The organism is Yersinia sp. J1 (assembly GCF_050586585.1).
GTDB lineage: Bacteria > Pseudomonadota > Gammaproteobacteria > Enterobacterales > Enterobacteriaceae > Yersinia > Yersinia entomophaga.
In genome coordinates this window covers 16,278-31,777 of the sequence record NZ_JBOBDP010000017.1, presented here as the reverse complement: position 1 = coordinate 31,777, position 15,500 = coordinate 16,278, and the positions used below count along the sequence as shown (strand labels likewise).

Below are 15,500 nucleotides of genomic sequence, written 5' to 3'. Positions count from 1 at the left end.
TAAGTTATGGCGGATAAATATTGTCGACGAATTTTGCTTTTGTAAAAGAATATATCGTCTGTTAGATGCTCGATGAAGCGTGAAAATCAGCATTAGTGCCAGGTTGTACATTTGGTTACTTAACGAAACCAATGACTCACGGAAAGGAAAAATAGCTTCCTCTATGATTCTTTCAACGGCCCGACAGGGCTTAGCGAAACAAACTCTGAGGAATTACAAATGAAAAAAGTATTAGCGCTGATCGTTGCTGCAACTATGGGTATGTCTTCTGTTGCTTTCGCTGCTGAAACAGCTGCTGCACCAGCGCCTGTTGCTACTGGTACCACCGCTGCGGCTCCTGCGGCAGAGAAAGCGGCTCCGGCCAAGGCAACCAGCCACAAAAAACATCAAGCGACCAAGAAAACCACTGAACAAAAAGCACAGGCCGCTAAAAAACATGAGAAAAAAGCACCGGCTCAGAAAGCGCAGGCTGCTAAAAAACACGAGAAAAAAGCACCGGCTCAGAAAGCACAGGCTGCTAAAAAACACGAGAAAAAAGCACCGGCTCAGAAAGCGCAGGCTGCTAAAAAACACGTAAAAAAAGCTCCGGCTCAGAAAGCACAAGCCGCGAAAAAACACCACAAATCAGCTAAGAAAGCCGCCGTTGCTCCAGCAGCAACTCCAGCAGCATAAGCACTTCTGATTACAGTTGTCTCCAGGTTTGCCAAACCTCAACACCCGGTTCTTCCGGGTGTTTTTCGTTTCTATCCGCTGGGAATGATTCAAATACCGAATAGGTTACCTGCTTTCCTTTGAGATCGTTACCGTCCGAATTTTCATCTCCCGCGGATATTATCCCGCCAAAGTCTCGTGTAAATGCCGCCACAGCAGTTTGCCGTCCGTTGTTTTATCGAAAATCGCCGTTGATAAACGACGATGTATCGGTTGATGAGGCATTTTTTGCTGTTCCAGATAACTGACCACTGCGCCTTGCGAGTTTTCCTGAATCAGTGTCATTTCGGAAAGACGAATAGTTAACCCCGGCTTAGCCGCAGACTGTGCCCGAAAAAAGTGGCATAGAGCGGAATAATCCAACGAGTGACCGGTCAGGGTGATCATGGTGTACTGGGGTGAAAAGTCCCCGAGTAAATGCTCACAAACCTCCGGGCAAGTATCGCTACCGCTAAACCACTGTTCGATAAGCTGGTGGGTGCTGCTGATGAGACCAAAATAGGGGTTGGCGTTATTCATATTGATTCCTGTTTGATGAAGGCTTAACGATTGCGTAAATCACGTAAAATAGACGTATTAGTCATACGGCTGGATAGCCATAGGGGTAATAAAGCCGATGTTGCCGCGAGTAAAAAACACCAGTGAAAAGCCTGCGTTGCTGGCTGGCGTAGCGCGGGGTTATCCAGTGCGCCAACGCCTTTTAGCGCCAACATTAAATTGAGTAGCAGGCTAAGTAAGGAAACGCCAAAGCCGAAGCCCATTTGTCGATTGATGTTCCAAAGTGCGCTGGCATCGGCCAAATGACGTGTTTCTGTATGCAAAAAAGCGGTGCTTTGTGCGGTACAGCTGCACAAGCTGCCGCCAAACCCCATACAGGCAAAGGCGATGAACATCGATGGCAGTTGTTCCGCCTGAACGATGTTGGTTAGTAGTAACATACCAATCCCTTGTGTCAGACAACCGCAGATAAACAGTGGTCTTGGCCCGATTCGGTTAAAGATTTTTCCCGTTAAAGTAATGGCAATAAAAGCCGCAATGGACCAGGGAATCATCAGTAATCCAACCTGTGAGGCACTCATCCCCAATATATTTTGTAGGTACAGCATGGTAATCATGCTAACGCCGATGAAAATACCGGGAATAAACAGATAAACCAGCATTGAGATACGCATCAGCGGCTCTTTAATCAAACTCAAATTAAGAATTGGCTGAGAATGAGCCACACTGTGACGAATAAACCCCCTCAACATGATAAGGCCTAAAACCACTAACAGAGCGCCAGAAATTCCGTGTTCTGGTTCACTCAAACGGCTTAATCCCAGTAGTAATAGAATTAATACCGCCGAACCTGAACATAAACCTGCGATATCCAACGGCGATTGTTCGGTTTTCCTTTCCTCTGGTTTTAACCAGATAATGGAGAGAGTGAGTGCTAACAGCGCAAGGGGCAGATTAAGATAAAATATCCAACGCCAGCCTAAGGCATCGACAATCAAGCCGCCAACCGCCGGTGATAGCGCCGGAGCTAACAGGCCAACCAACATAATGACGGAAGAGAGACCGGCTCGTTCATCGGGACGATAATATTGATAAGTTAACGTCTGACCTATCGGAATTAATAAGCCTCCGCCAAATCCTTGTAATACTCGCCATACGATCAATAACTCGATAGAACCTGCGGTTCCGGCTGCGGCGGTAGCAAGTAAAAATAACAGTAAAGAAAGTAGGAAGGTACGCCGTGCACCTACCGTTTTGGTCAGCCAGGCGCTCAAGGGAATAACCAGAGTCAGCCCCAGAATATAGCCCGTGCTTACCCAGGCTAATTGACTGATACTGGCGTGCAAACTGCGGGCGATATCCGGATAAGCCACATTGGCGATAAACATGTTAATCAGATCAACAAAAAATCCGAGTAAATAGACGATTGCAACTTTAGTACGGTATGCCATTGGAGCCTCCGATTGAAGGCGGGGAGTGTATCTCCGAGGCTATGGCTGATAAATCCGCACAATGCGATTACACTGGTAAAAATTTTTTGACAATCTGGGCGGCAATGCATGGTCAGTTTGCATCGATTGGGTACTTTTGTTGCGGTAGTGAATGCGGGGTCATTCACTGCGGCGGCAGATATTTTAGGGCAGACGCGTGCGGTGGTGAGCTTCAATATCAAGCAATTAGAAGCTGAGCTTGGCGTTGCTTTACTGATTCGGACGACGCGTCGCCTGGCGGTGACGGAGGTAGGCGAACGTTTTTATCAGCATTGCCAGCGTTTGTTACAAGATGCTGAATTTGCAGTAGAAGATGCCCGACGCGGCCACGGTACTCTCAGCGGAACTTTACGTATTACTACTACGCCGGAATACGGTATTCGTACTTTGGTTCCTATTATGGCGGCCTTTATGCGCCAGCATCCGCATTTGACCATCCAGCATGCTTGTTCTTCGCAGCATGCCAATCTGATCTCTGAACGTTTTGATGTGGCTATTCGCCTTGGACAACTGGTTGATTCCAGCTATCGAGCCGCATTGATCGAAACATTCCCTATATTACCTGTGGCTTCACCGATGTATTTACGTAGTCACAAAATAAGTTGTTTAGAGGATTTGCGGCAGGCGCAGTGGGTTGCCCATAGCCGTCTTGCCACGCCGTTGACGTGGCAGGTACAAGGGCCGGATAACGGCTGGCAACTGTTGGATGTTACCGAGCAGCCTAAAGTTTTGGCCGATACCTCGGCTTCACTACAGGTATTTGCCCGAAAAGGTGCGGGCATCGCGTTGTTACCGGAATGGCTGGTGGCGGAGGATTTAGTCAGCGGGCTGTTGCAGCAGGTATTGCCTCAGTATCGTTTTCCGGAGCAGGGGGTTTATGCCCTGTATCCTAATACTCAGCATGTATCGGAAAAAGTCAGGGCATTTATCGATTTTCTTCGCCTTAGCGTGAAAATGAAGTCAGCTTAAAAGCCAAAAGTTTTACCAAGCATGAAACGTAGATCGCCACACAGTCATTGCCTTTGGCGCAGCAAAACCACTCTCCATGTAGACTATTCTGAAATAACCTGTTTGAGACAATAAATAGGTTATTTCCCTTATTTATTGCGGTAAGGTCGCTCCAATTGCTGTCGGAAGGAGGGATAATAAATGTATTTAAGACCAGATGAAGTGGCGAAAGTCCTGGAAAACTCTGGGTTTGAGCGAGATTATGTGGTCGAACAGGCCTATGGCTATCGAAAGGGCATTCACTATGTGTATGTTAATCGGGAAGCGCGCATGGGGAGAACTGCACTGGTTATCCATCCTGCGCTGAAAGATAGAAGTCTGCTGTTTGCCACGCCTACCGCTCCCATTCGTATCAGTGATAAGTACCATGAGTTTCCGCTCTATCTGGCGGGAGAGGCCGAAGAGCGTTATGGTATTTCTCACGGTTTCAGTTCGCGGGAATTACTGCAACGCTACCTGCATAGCATGTTCCAATAGCTTTATACTTCAATGACTTTTTTGCCCTAATCGGCAGAAATAGCCTCAAGCAAAAATCTGGCGCGCCGTATCCATCCAATCAATGCAATACGGCGTCTGATTCCTGGTTGAAATTCATATTGTAGGTGCGCCTGAATTGAGCCAGTTCGAAGGCGTCTATATCCAATTCAGCAAAATAGAACAAAGCGGCTTCTGTATGCTCTGAAGTTAGCGTTGGCGGAATATGCGCCCGCAGCAACGTATTGCGCCATTGCGCCACGTTTTCATCGGAAGCGTCTTTGATAAAAGTTTGATAAATAAAAATAAGATAGGCAGCTTTTCGCACATCCTCAGCATAACCATTGCTGATGGATCGGATAAACATTTGCGTTTGACGGTTTCCCATTTCTTGCAGCATCGATTCGATATAAATCGGTTTTATCTTCAACAAAGTAGCTAAAGTATCTACGGTTTTTCGTGTATCAGACGTTAAGACTCGGTAACCCACAATAAAAACTACAATGAGTACAGCAATGATTATCCATGTCATTATTATATCTTTCATCAACTTAGAATAATTAATCGAGTAGCATTCTCGTCGCAAATCTGACCTTTTGGCAAAGCTTAGCGATGTTCGCCGCCAAAATTTCCTTGAGATTGCTGCACAGAGTTCAAATGACGGTTAAAAGAAGCGGCGTCTTTGGCTAATGCATCGAGATGTGCGCCTAACATTTTGATTTGCTTTACTAGCTGATGTTGTTCCGGCAACGAATTAGCCTGGCTCAACTTTTTCAGCAGTAAATCATTTTGTGTTTTTAGGATTGCTTCACGGGCTTTTGACTGTTCCAAGGCGTGTTGCAACGCTTCATAGCTTTCCTGCCATACCTGATGCTGTTTCTCGAACGTTGACTGCAACTCATTCATTGCACTAAGAAACTTCACTTCCAGCTCGCGCATTGTCATTGTTTCTCCCTTGGCATATCCCGATTATCATTGGCAGTATAACTAAATCTCCCCTTAACCTCATCCGCTAGAATTTATCTCACCTTGCACTTAGCTGAATGGGTTACTCGAAACCAGCGAGTATAGATATTTATCATAAATCGGTGCTTTGGATGTGGTTTACTTTTTACCCATGGGTTATGCCTTTGGGAAATAAGTCTTGCTATAAAAAGGCTGCCGTGCGTTAATAAGCACATCGGTTTGTAACACAGACCTATTTATGTAAGCCATTTAAGTAAAGCAGTTCCTAGTTAAAGCGATATTTTTAGACATCACTTCTCCGACGAATTTCCTTCTTTAGTGCCCCCATAAGTAATTACTGATAAGCAGACCTCTTTGCCATATGTTGGCTCAAAAAATAATGAAGGAAATACCCCTATGTCTACTAAAATGACTGGTTTAGTTAAATGGTTTGATGCTGGTAAAGGTTTTGGTTTTATTTCTCCTGCTGACGGCAGCAAAGATGTATTCGTACATTTTTCTGCAATCCAGAGCAGCGATTATAAAACTTTGGACGAAGGCCAGAACGTTGAGTTCAGCATCGAACAAGGCCAAAAAGGCCCTTCAGCGGTTAACGTTGTTGCGCTGTAAGTAAACCCAGCTTAGGCTGCGTTTATAGTTGGGAAATTGCGATAGCGATGATGGCCATGCCGGAGCAGACAATTTAGTTCTCGATGAGAATACCAACACCTTGAGACCTCGCTACGGCGGGGTTTTTTGTTTTATGGATATTAGTGATTACGTGTTACCCCGCCATATTTATCCTTTTCTGAATTCTTAGTGAAAAAACTCGATCTATATTGTGATTAGGATAAATGCATACTCAGTTATCTTTTTTATATTCAGACATTAGCCACGTTCGAAAAAGTAGAATATATTCGAAAGCGATTGTTTAATCGCCAGCGGGCTGCTTGGTATAAGTACAGTCTACGCACCTGCGGGTGCACGATTTTTACGTTATGGATATATCAATATTTTCACTGTGTAAGGGAGTAGGGCGTGAACTGGAATGAAATAGCAATATCAGCGGTAATAGGCGCTGTATTGGCAGGCGTGGCTTCGCTGTTAAAGAAAAATGGAAAGATAGGTAAGTTTTCTGGAGTTATGTTGGTTATCATCCCTATTATAATTGGTAATTTTTTTTATTATAAGTATATTAACCAGAATATCGATCGTGCTGAAGTGGAATATTCTCTAGGGAAATTTGCTGTTTACCAAACAATAAAGCAGCAAGACCCTACGCTATATACTAATCTGGTTAACCGTCTGGTTGCCTTAAAATCTGGCGGTAGCTCAGAACAAGACATTATTGATGAAATTAAGCAATCGGTCGCCTTGCTGACGGTAAGTAAAATTCAAAGCGCTCCGGATAAGAATGTTGTTGAATATATGAACATTATTCTGGATGAGCTTCATTTTTATCAGGAAAATGACAAAACTCATCAGCTTTGCTACAAAGCGCTTTATCCACAGGTTGAAGGCGGCGTTAATACGGTAAAAGAATTACCCGCCACTTTAGTACAACGCGATCTGGAAGCGTTGAACAACCTGTTTACAGCATCAACCGGAAAGCCAATAAAACCAGAGAATGAGCAATATAAAAGCCAACTGGAAGCCATTGTGCAGAAATTGCATCAGAAATATGGTGATGATTTACTGATGCTGAGTAATCCGACCGCTGCCAATGTGGACCGTAAAAAGGTCTGCGATATGGCTGTTGAGCTATACGGCAATGTATTGCGATTGCCACAAAAAGAAGCTGGAACTATCATCAGAACGATGCTGGCAGGCGAATAGAACCGAGACAGTGAAACAGCCAATTGCTTTACAGACAGGTAACAAGCCATTGGCTGGGAATATCATTTTACGGGGTAGTTGACGAAAATTAATCGTGATATTTTTTAATTAAATAATTACGGTTAATCATAAAGTTAGAATGTTAATTATCACGTTATCTGATAAAGACTCCCCATACTGATTGAGATACAGATAATCTTAATCAGTATGGGGCTATATACCTCAATTTTTGATGTGAAACATACCTAATATCCATTTGATAATTTCTAATATTGATTTGTTAATTGTGAGATTATTCTGAATGCAAATCAATCATTTCAAGACAGATGTCTAATGTATTGCTTCTTGCCTAATGGCTAATAAAAGACATAAAACTATACCTTAATCCAAATTTATCGGTTTTACTGCTGATTAATTATTGAACTTATATCCGCTGAGTTAGTGTCACTATTTTTTAATAATTAAAATAATCACAATAAGACGTAACATTAATGTTATATTAATCTGGAAAAGTTGAAGTTTGACTGATTCCGTACTAATGCTGTGTATATTTTTTGTTATCTAAAATCATAGTGAGCAAAAATAGTTATTCATTTTGTCATTAGTGGAATTTAGCTTCACCACCAGGTCACAGACTTAAATTTTCACCTGCATAGATTAAAAAACAAACAAATAGAGATGTAATTCAATGAGAAAACTACTCGTCATAATTTTCTGTTTGAACTTGTTTGCCGTAACCAAACAAGCCGCAGCAGAAGATGGAAAAACCGTAGATGTTGTATTAATCGGCGGCGGTATCATGAGTGCAACGCTAGGCACCTATATTCAAGAGCTTGAGCCAACATGGTCAATCGATATGTTCGAGCGTTTGGATAGCGTAGCCAGCGAAAGCTCAAATGGCTGGAATAACGCCGGTACTGGCCACTCTGCATTAGCTGAAATGAACTACACGCCAGAAAAAGACGATGGTTCTATTGAAACAGCGAAAGCTATTGAGATTAATGAAGCTTTCCAGATTTCTCGTCAGTTCTGGGCCTATCAGGTAAAAAATAACGTCCTGCACGATCCCCGTTCATTTATTAATAGCGTTCCGCATATGAGTTTTGTATGGGGTGACGATAACGTTAATTTCCTACGCAAACGCCACGCAGCCTTACAGCAAAGTACGTTATTCCACGGTATGGAATATTCTGAAGATGCTGAGCAAATTAAAAAATGGATACCTTTGGTAATGGAAGGGCGCGATCCTAAACAAAAGATCGCCGCTACCCGGATGCCAATTGGTACCGATGTAAACTTTGGTGAGATTACTCATCAGTTAGTTGATGCATTGTCGAAAAGCGATAATTTCTCCCTAAGTCTGGGTCATGAAGTTCGTGATATTAAACGTAATGCGGATAAGACCTGGAGTGTTACCGTTGCCGATCTAAAAAATGATGGCAAAGAACGTACGGTGAAGGCCAAATTCGTCTTTATTGGTGCCGGTGGCGCATCATTGCCATTACTGCAAAAGTCAGAAATTCCGGAAGCAGATAATTACGGCGGTTTCCCGGTGGGCGGCGAATTCCTGGTTACCGATAATCCGGAAATTGTGCAGCGTCATTTAGCCAAGGTATACGGCAAAGCGGCTGTTGGTTCGCCTCCAATGTCTGTCCCGCATTTAGATACCCGTATGCTGGATGGTAAACGCGTGCTGCTGTTTGGACCCTTTGCTACTTTCTCCAGTAAATTCCTGAAAAATGGTTCTCTGTGGGATTTATTCGGTACTATGACCTTCTCTAATATCATGCCGATGACCCATGTAGGCATAGATAATTTCGACCTGGTTAAATACTTAATCAGCCAGGTAATGCTAAGTGATGAAGATCGTTTTGAAGCGCTGAAAGAATATTTCCCGGAAGCGAAGCAAGAAGATTGGAAACTGTGGATTGCCGGTCAACGCGTACAAATCATCAAAAAAGATGAAGAGAAAGGCGGCGTTCTGCGTCTGGGTACTGAAGTGGTCACCTCTCAGGATGGGACTATTGCCGCATTGCTGGGCGCATCACCGGGGGCTTCAACCGCTGCGCCAATTATGTTGCACCTGCTTGAAACCACCTTCAAAGATAAAGTGGCTTCTGAAGCGTGGCAGGCTAAATTAAAGCAAATTATTCCATCTTATGGCCAGAAATTGAATGGCAACGTGGAAATGACCAATGAAATTCTGGGCTATACCAGCACCGTATTGCAGTTGGATAATTTAGCGCCGCAGCCAGTGGTTGAAGCTGAAGTTAAAACCGAAATGAAACTGGAACCCGTGGCCGAAGCTGTCCACTGATTGGTTTTAAACGTACCAATGATGCTAGCCGGAGAGCGATCGTTTCTCCGGCTTTTTTATATCAAAAATAGGCTGATTCTTTTCCTTTTCATGCTGATTGAGGCGAGTTTCCCTCAGATATTCTGCGGATTAAATTTACCCAAGGCTACACAAAGCATAAACTGCGGTAAGAAAAAAATTGCATTGTTACGCGGTAAAATAAAATAATACTCACCGGTCATCTATCAATAGAAAGGAATCTTATGTCTGGTATTTTATTTAAAACGCTCTCGGTATTGTCCTTGAGTTTTCTCCCGCTGCAATCATTTGCGGATATTGCGGTAATCAAAAAAAACAATATCAAACCGGGCAATATAGAATATGCCAAGGTGCTGTACTCCGGCGATGTGACGGAAAATAAGACCGTAGAATTCATCTCTGTTCTCGATGAAATCAATGCTAATTACCCAAAACTGAAAAAAATCTATGTCTACATCAATAGTTATGGTGGTGATATGGACAGTGGCTATATGGCTTATGAGGCGATTAAAAGCTCACCGGTCCCGGTTACTACGGTGAATTTATCTATGGTCGGTTCCTCTGCAACCTTATTTTACTGCGCTGGTGCGGAACGTCTATCAATGAAAGGAGCTTCTTTCCTGCTGCACCCTGCCGCCGTGGCTAATGAAAACAGCAACTTCCTCAAGCCTGACGCACTAAAAAATATGCAAGAGGCGGTGAGTATATATAACAATATGTTCGATACGGTTTATAAAGAATGTACCACTTACACCGATGCTGAGCGGAAAAATATTCTTTATAGTGAAAATGGCCGCGCTTTGATCAATTCGGGCACCGCGATAGATAAAAAGATAGCTAACGGGCTTGCCAACGGATTTTCTGATGTTCAGATATCTTATTACATTACTGAAAAACCCAATCAGTAATAGTGCTTAAGGCTTCAATGATAAAAGAGAGCGCTATAGCTCTCTTTTATTTCCCTGCCGGGGTAGATTTGTCGCGAGAGTATTAGGGAAACGACCTCGATTTCAGCGTTGTATTATTTGGCTAATTCTCGTTGATAGCGTGGTACAGCATTCCCGACGCAATTTATAAACATAAAACCCGCCAATATCTGCACCAATGATATCCTCTAAGTATTGACTACTATATTCCAGCGCAGCCCCTGAACTCAGGCATAAATATCTTTCTCACTGCCAGTACTGGGGCGTTCCCCTGCCGAAGACCGTTTCTTAAATGCACTCTTAATGCATCCTCTTCGTTATAAAAAGAAGTGGCTACAGCCTGATAAGATAATAAGAGAACCAATCCCAATAATATATTTATTTTCTGAGATTTTCCCTCTGGAATATTATCCAAATATATAGGGTTTCTGCGTTCGGAATTTCTGGCCACTCCTTATTATCAGAGTGGCCTTTTGGCTTTAAAGGGCGTTTTTAACTAAAGAACCTGCGCCGATTTCTGCAATATTTCTCGCTCCGGTGAGCGTCATCGCTACGCGCATTTCTTTATCGAATAGCTCCAGCAAATTAGCGACACCGGCTTCACCGGCGGCAGCCAAAGCATAAACAAAAGCGCGGCCCAGCATCACGCTGTCAGCTCCCAGCGCAATCATTCGAACCACGTCCAGACCGCTGCGAATTCCCGAATCTGCGAATATTTTCAGATCGCCTTTTACCGCGTCAGCAATGGCTGGCAGAGCATGGGCGGTAGAAAGTACGCCGTCCAACTGGCGGCCACCATGGTTGGAAACCACGATACCATCGGCACCAAATCGAACCGCGTCTTTGGCATCCTCTGCATCGAGAATACCTTTAATAATCATAGGGCCTTGCCAGAATTCTCGAATCCACTCCAGATCTTTCCATGAAATTGAAGGATCGAAATTAGTCCCAATCCAGCCGATATAATCTTCCAGATTGGTCGGCGTACCGCGATAGGCCGATACGTTGCCCAAATCGTGCGGTTTGCCGCATATTCCGACGTCCCATGCCCATTGCGGATGAGTCATGGCCTGCAAAATACGGCGGGCTGCCGCATTTGGGCCGCTCATGCCGGAATGAGCATCGCGGTACCGCGAGCCAGGAACCGGCATATCTACGGTAAATACTAGCGTTTTCACTCCGGCAGCTTTGGCTCGTTCAAGCGCATTCCGCATAAAACCACGGTCTTTTAAGACGTAAAGCTGGAACCACATAGGCCGATCTATAGCCGGTGCCACTTCTTCTATCGGGCAAACCGAAACGGTGGATAGGGTAAATGGGATCCCTTTTTTAGCCGCCGCTCGTGCCGCCTGCACTTCGCCACGGCGTGCATACATGCCGGTTAAACCAACCGGTGCCAAAACAACCGGCATTGACAAAGTTTCATCGAATAATCTGGTTTCCAGACTCAGCTCGGACATGTTTTTTAACACGCGCTGCCGCAGTGCAATACCGGCTAAATCTTCGGTATTACGCCTTAACGTATGCTCCGCGTTGGCTCCACCGTCAATATAGTGGAACAGAAAAGGCGGAAGTTTAGCCTGTGCTGCGGCCCGGTAATCGGTTGAAGCGGAGATAATCATGATCTGTACCTTAGTTTGAAACGTTAACTTAATTTTTACTCTCAGGGAGCCAGAATCACTGCCATTCCTGCGGCTATCGCACCGTAAACCAGCATGGGCAGAAGCGTTTTTTTGATGATTTTCCCCTCGGCGTTACTGAGGCCTAAAATCGAACAAACGGCGATAATATTGTTCAGGCACACCATATTACCCATGGCTCCACCTACGGATTGTAGTGCCAGGGTTAGATTGACATTCAGCCCGCTGCTCAGCGCTATGGATTGCTGAATCCCGCCGAAAGTCAGGTTAGACACGGTGTTCGAACCGGAGAAAAACGAACCTAACGCCCCAAGGAATGAAGAGAACATGAGCCAACTCTCGCCGGTAATAGCTGCTAACTCTTTACCAATTAAAATGACGGGAGCGTTGTCACCGCCCAGCATCATCATATTGACCATTACCAGCGCACCGAACAGGGCAATAAACGGTTTGGATATCCGTGATGCGGTTTCGCTAAACATATGTTTAACCTGTGTGCCGCTCAGCCTAAATAGCGGAATACACAGCAGAACCACTAACAGGAAAGGTATCAGCGCCGGGACATACAGGGTTTTGTAACCCGCAGCTGCAGAGGTTCCCAGCACTTGTTGTAAGTTGATAATCAATGCCTTACTGATGCTTAGCTCACCTAGCCAGCCTAAGCTGCCTTGCCATAGCGTAGCCGTATTATTGAGTAACGCTTTTAGCCCTAGCTGATGAATGCGGGTGACAATCAAAATGGCAATGAGTAGCAAGGTCGGTGTCATGGCTTTGATCACCTGCAAGAAAGGAACTGCCGTTGCCGTATCTTTTCTATCCGTTCGGGTTAGCCCGATTCCCATACGTGCCAACAATACTGAAAGCGCTAGACCAATAGCTCCGCCTATCAATGCGGGGAATTCATAGTTAACTTGCGCTAGCAGTAGGTAGGGAAGAGTGCAGCTCAATACGCTGAGATAGATGAAAATCAGGTTGCCGCGAATTTGCTGCCAAGAAACGATAAAACGTAATGCCAGCAATGGGATGACAAAAGCGGCGACAAAATGAATCAGTGCGGTTTGACGGCCGATTTCCAGCAGGCTTTCATCGGAAAGACCGAGGTTAGCGAAGCCGAACCAGGTAGGCGTGCCGACGGCACCGAATGATACCGGCACCGAGTTCATAATCAGCGTCAATAAGGCTACGCGTAGAGGGTTGAATCCCAGCCCAACCAGTATTGGTGCCGCGATGGCAGCCGGTGTGCCAAATCCGCTGGCACCTTCAATCATGAATGCAAATGCCCAGCCGATAATCATCAGCTGAGCAACTGGGTTAGGGCTGATATTTTCCAGCCAGTTACGTACCACGTTTTCTGCGCCGCTAACCTGCATCAGCTTATTCAACAAAATTGCGCCAGCAATAATGGTGATAGGGGTAAATACGGAAACTAGCGCGGTAATAATATTGGCGTGCAGCAACAGCGGCGCGCTGTTGAACCAGAATAATTGCACGCAATAAACCACGACGGCGGTCAGTGGCAGAGCGATATAGGATGGGATTCCGTTACGCCTGGTCATCATCCAAATCAACAGAACGATTGGAGAAATACTAAAAAAAAGGGACATATCATCCTCAGGGTTATTATTTTTTTAGATGGATAGAGATGTAGCCAAAAGGTTAATTAGCTAAACATTATTATTCTAATCGCAACCTTTGCAGATGTACTACGCTGCATTTTCGCAACAATTAATTAGTGTGAAATTTAGGCATAATTCAACAATCCATTCAGGAAATTTATTTTCAAATAACTTTTAATAATCAGATTGTTAGATTGTTTGTTTTGTGTGAGGAATGTGTTGGTTCACATTAATTAGGCAGGATTAGGCCATAGACTATATCCAAAAATGGCCTAATCATCGGGGGGAATCTAGCGGGAAAATGGGGTAATCAGATGATATTTTCAAAAATAGTGGCTGATATTCTTATAGGAAGTAATGATATGCTCGATGAGCAGGCGGGTTTTCAACGGTAAATTACGGGTATAAGGATAAACTGCATAAACGCCCAAAACTTTACCGCAGTGGCCAGCCAGAATTTCGATCAATTTTCCGTCCTGAATATCTTCATACACCATACAACGCGGCACCATAGCAATGCCGTGACCACTGATAACGGCTTTTCGAATGGCTCTGGCATTATTTACTGACAGATTTCCATTCACCTGCATTTCATAGATTTCGCTGCTACCGGGTTGTTTCATTAACCAGTTGGCTGTACCACTTTCCTGATAGGTGTAAGTCAGACAATTATGATTAAGCAATTCCTTCGCCGAACGAGGTTCTGGATGCAGCTCCAAATAACCGGGTGAACAGACAATGACCCAGCGAGAATCGAGAATAGGACGCGCAATCAGGCTGGAGTCAGGCATGGTGCCGGTGCGAATAGCCAGATCGATACCTTCGTTGACCAGATCGACAAAGCGGTTTTCCAGCCGCATTTCAATTTTCAAATTAGGATGTTGGCTACAAAACTCGGCCACGCATTCGCTCAGCAGTAATTCTCCAGAAATAGTGGGTACTGACATACGAATAACGCCAGCTAACTCATCACTTTTTTCACTGACCGCATACAAAGCATCCTGAATTTTGGTGCTGATTTCGCGTGCATGGCGATACAACACCTGACCATTTTCGGTAAGTCGCAGGCTGCGCGTGGTGCGATAAAGCAGGCGGGCACCTAAAGATTTCTCCAGACGGCCGATACGTTTACTGACCACGGAACTGGTGATACCGGCGGCTTCGGCTGCTTTACTAAACGAACCGCAATCGACAATTAATACAAAAAGAATCAGATCGTTGGCATATTCGTGAGTGGGTAACATAGCGTCCTATTCTTCTTTGGCTCCACTGATTGACACAGTGTAAGACCTCTTGGTCAGGAAGCAATATGCATTGGTTATTTGGTTGAGGTGATAGGTAAAGCCTGTGGTGTTCAATATCTGTATGATTTTATTAAACCAGGTGTGTAAGAAAAATAATGGTAATAATCTTTTAAATTACATTCAACAAACTTAGGCTGGTCATAGTAATTACATTGCTATTTTTTATTTCTTAACCGAAAGCATATAAGCCATAATTTAACTTTACTCGCTTTAAATATCATATTAACTTACTCCACCTATGATGTTAATCATTAGGATAATTTCCATGTGAGAATTAAAAAATCATATCTGTAATGAGCATTTCCATCTTCAAGCAGTTTTCTCGTGAGAAAACAAGCATATCTCTGGTTGAGTTCTTGGTTATATCCTTTGTAATAACAGGAGTGAGGCTGTATTTTTTTTTCGTGTTATCGGAAAATAATAAAGCATCGAGAAAATTTTTATGTTGGATTTCTTTCACAATCAGATCTTTATTGATGTCATCATGTTTTAATCCAGTCGTCTTTTTCATATCATGAATAAAGGTTCTAGCACTGTCATCAGCAACATTAATTGTCTGGCGGCCTGAAGCCGTAATTCCAGATAGCTGTAACCCCCCCCAAGGGCCAAATTTAGCGATATAGGTAATCTTCTTGTTCAATCTGGCCAGTCTGGCGGTGGGATCATCGGCTGGTCGATATTTTTATACCTTATTGATTTATGGCTTATATAGAATAG

15 protein-coding genes are annotated in these 15,500 nt (G+C 44.1%); 7 read left to right on the top strand and 8 right to left on the bottom strand.

Annotated elements, in window-relative coordinates:
• Positions 1 to 219 precede the first annotated feature (219 nt).
• Positions 220 to 672 (top strand): acid resistance repetitive basic protein Asr, encoded by a 453-nt coding sequence (asr, locus tag ACQ4OC_RS17085; protein WP_430971437.1) that lies wholly within the window; start codon positions 220 to 222, stop codon positions 670 to 672.
• A 159-nt stretch (positions 673 to 831) separates the two neighbouring features.
• Here asr and ACQ4OC_RS17080 read toward each other — a convergent pair whose 3' ends face one another.
• Both ACQ4OC_RS17080 and ACQ4OC_RS17075 read right to left on the bottom strand, forming a co-directional pair.
• A complete protein-coding gene (locus tag ACQ4OC_RS17080; RefSeq protein WP_064516710.1) occupies positions 832 to 1,230 on the bottom strand; it encodes a hypothetical protein in 399 nt (132 codons plus the stop codon).
• Between the two features lie 23 nt (positions 1,231 to 1,253).
• The gene (locus tag ACQ4OC_RS17075; RefSeq protein WP_430971436.1) at positions 1,254 to 2,660 is read right to left on the bottom strand and encodes a DHA2 family efflux MFS transporter permease subunit; all 1,407 of its coding nucleotides are present in this window, start codon (positions 2,658 to 2,660) and stop codon (positions 1,254 to 1,256) included.
• A 108-nt stretch (positions 2,661 to 2,768) separates the two neighbouring features.
• Between ACQ4OC_RS17075 and ACQ4OC_RS17070 the strand changes: the two genes are divergently transcribed.
• Together ACQ4OC_RS17070 and ACQ4OC_RS17065 are read left to right on the top strand one after the other, a co-directional pair.
• Positions 2,769 to 3,668, top strand: coding sequence for a LysR family transcriptional regulator (locus tag ACQ4OC_RS17070; protein ID WP_064516714.1), 900 nt, complete (start codon positions 2,769 to 2,771; stop codon positions 3,666 to 3,668).
• 180 nt (positions 3,669 to 3,848) lie between these two features.
• Positions 3,849 to 4,184 (top strand): DUF2002 family protein, encoded by a 336-nt coding sequence (locus tag ACQ4OC_RS17065; protein WP_049601980.1) that lies wholly within the window; start codon positions 3,849 to 3,851, stop codon positions 4,182 to 4,184.
• Between the two features lie 79 nt (positions 4,185 to 4,263).
• Here ACQ4OC_RS17065 and ACQ4OC_RS17060 read toward each other — a convergent pair whose 3' ends face one another.
• Together ACQ4OC_RS17060 and ACQ4OC_RS17055 are read right to left on the bottom strand one after the other, a co-directional pair.
• Positions 4,264 to 4,713, bottom strand: coding sequence for a DUF1198 domain-containing protein (locus ACQ4OC_RS17060; protein ID WP_049601985.1), 450 nt, complete (start codon positions 4,711 to 4,713; stop codon positions 4,264 to 4,266).
• 74 nt (positions 4,714 to 4,787) lie between these two features.
• Positions 4,788 to 5,126, bottom strand: coding sequence for an MbeD/MobD family mobilization/exclusion protein (locus tag ACQ4OC_RS17055; protein ID WP_064516716.1), 339 nt, complete (start codon positions 5,124 to 5,126; stop codon positions 4,788 to 4,790).
• A gap of 417 nt (positions 5,127 to 5,543) precedes the next feature.
• On the opposite strand from ACQ4OC_RS17055, the gene cspE reads away from it, so the two are divergent.
• The 4 genes from cspE to ACQ4OC_RS17035 all read left to right on the top strand — a co-directional run bounded on the left by cspE (position 5,544) and on the right by ACQ4OC_RS17035 (position 10,205).
• A complete protein-coding gene (cspE, locus tag ACQ4OC_RS17050; RefSeq protein ID WP_049601991.1) occupies positions 5,544 to 5,756 on the top strand; it encodes a transcription antiterminator/RNA stability regulator CspE in 213 nt (70 codons plus the stop codon).
• A 408-nt stretch (positions 5,757 to 6,164) separates the two neighbouring features.
• Positions 6,165 to 6,962, top strand: coding sequence for a hypothetical protein (locus ACQ4OC_RS17045; protein ID WP_064516717.1), 798 nt, complete (start codon positions 6,165 to 6,167; stop codon positions 6,960 to 6,962).
• A 688-nt stretch (positions 6,963 to 7,650) separates the two neighbouring features.
• Positions 7,651 to 9,279: a malate dehydrogenase (quinone) gene (gene mqo, locus ACQ4OC_RS17040; protein WP_064516719.1), complete on the top strand. Its 1,629-nt coding sequence runs from the start codon at positions 7,651 to 7,653 to the stop codon at positions 9,277 to 9,279.
• Between the two features lie 242 nt (positions 9,280 to 9,521).
• Positions 9,522 to 10,205 (top strand): ATP-dependent Clp protease proteolytic subunit, encoded by a 684-nt coding sequence (locus tag ACQ4OC_RS17035; protein ID WP_064516723.1) that lies wholly within the window; start codon positions 9,522 to 9,524, stop codon positions 10,203 to 10,205.
• A 497-nt stretch (positions 10,206 to 10,702) separates the two neighbouring features.
• Here the strand turns inward: ACQ4OC_RS17035 and lldD are convergent, their stop codons facing one another.
• The 4 genes from lldD to ACQ4OC_RS17015 form a co-directional block, all read right to left on the bottom strand.
• Positions 10,703 to 11,845: an FMN-dependent L-lactate dehydrogenase LldD gene (gene lldD, locus ACQ4OC_RS17030; protein ID WP_064516725.1), complete on the bottom strand. Its 1,143-nt coding sequence runs from the start codon at positions 11,843 to 11,845 to the stop codon at positions 10,703 to 10,705.
• 41 nt (positions 11,846 to 11,886) lie between these two features.
• Positions 11,887 to 13,467, bottom strand: coding sequence for an L-lactate permease (locus tag ACQ4OC_RS17025; protein ID WP_064516727.1), 1,581 nt, complete (start codon positions 13,465 to 13,467; stop codon positions 11,887 to 11,889).
• Between the two features lie 335 nt (positions 13,468 to 13,802).
• Complete coding sequence (locus ACQ4OC_RS17020) at positions 13,803 to 14,723, bottom strand: LysR family transcriptional regulator (protein ID WP_064516729.1); 921 nt, start codon at positions 14,721 to 14,723, stop codon at positions 13,803 to 13,805.
• Positions 14,724 to 15,057: 334 nt separating this feature from the next.
• Complete coding sequence (locus ACQ4OC_RS17015; protein WP_430971435.1) at positions 15,058 to 15,423, bottom strand: hypothetical protein; 366 nt, start codon at positions 15,421 to 15,423, stop codon at positions 15,058 to 15,060.
• Between the last annotated feature and the right edge of the window lie 77 nt (positions 15,424 to 15,500).

Bases quoted from the DNA above. Each gene is read 5' to 3' on its own strand.
- asr (WP_430971437.1), top strand. From the start codon at position 220: ATGAAAAAAGTATTAGCGCTGATCGTTGCTGCAACTATGGGTATGTCT.
- ACQ4OC_RS17080 (WP_064516710.1), bottom strand. From the start codon at position 1,230: ATGAATAACGCCAACCCCTATTTTGGTCTCATCAGCAGCACCCACCAG.
- ACQ4OC_RS17075 (WP_430971436.1), bottom strand. From the start codon at position 2,660: ATGGCATACCGTACTAAAGTTGCAATCGTCTATTTACTCGGATTTTTT.
- ACQ4OC_RS17070 (WP_064516714.1), top strand. From the start codon at position 2,769: ATGGTCAGTTTGCATCGATTGGGTACTTTTGTTGCGGTAGTGAATGCG.
- ACQ4OC_RS17065 (WP_049601980.1), top strand. From the start codon at position 3,849: ATGTATTTAAGACCAGATGAAGTGGCGAAAGTCCTGGAAAACTCTGGG.
- ACQ4OC_RS17060 (WP_049601985.1), bottom strand. From the start codon at position 4,713: ATGACATGGATAATCATTGCTGTACTCATTGTAGTTTTTATTGTGGGT.
- ACQ4OC_RS17055 (WP_064516716.1), bottom strand. From the start codon at position 5,126: ATGACAATGCGCGAGCTGGAAGTGAAGTTTCTTAGTGCAATGAATGAG.
- cspE (WP_049601991.1), top strand. From the start codon at position 5,544: ATGTCTACTAAAATGACTGGTTTAGTTAAATGGTTTGATGCTGGTAAA.
- mqo (WP_064516719.1), top strand. From the start codon at position 7,651: ATGAGAAAACTACTCGTCATAATTTTCTGTTTGAACTTGTTTGCCGTA.
- ACQ4OC_RS17035 (WP_064516723.1), top strand. From the start codon at position 9,522: ATGTCTGGTATTTTATTTAAAACGCTCTCGGTATTGTCCTTGAGTTTT.
- lldD (WP_064516725.1), bottom strand. From the start codon at position 11,845: ATGATTATCTCCGCTTCAACCGATTACCGGGCCGCAGCACAGGCTAAA.
- ACQ4OC_RS17025 (WP_064516727.1), bottom strand. From the start codon at position 13,467: ATGTCCCTTTTTTTTAGTATTTCTCCAATCGTTCTGTTGATTTGGATG.
- ACQ4OC_RS17020 (WP_064516729.1), bottom strand. From the start codon at position 14,723: ATGTTACCCACTCACGAATATGCCAACGATCTGATTCTTTTTGTATTA.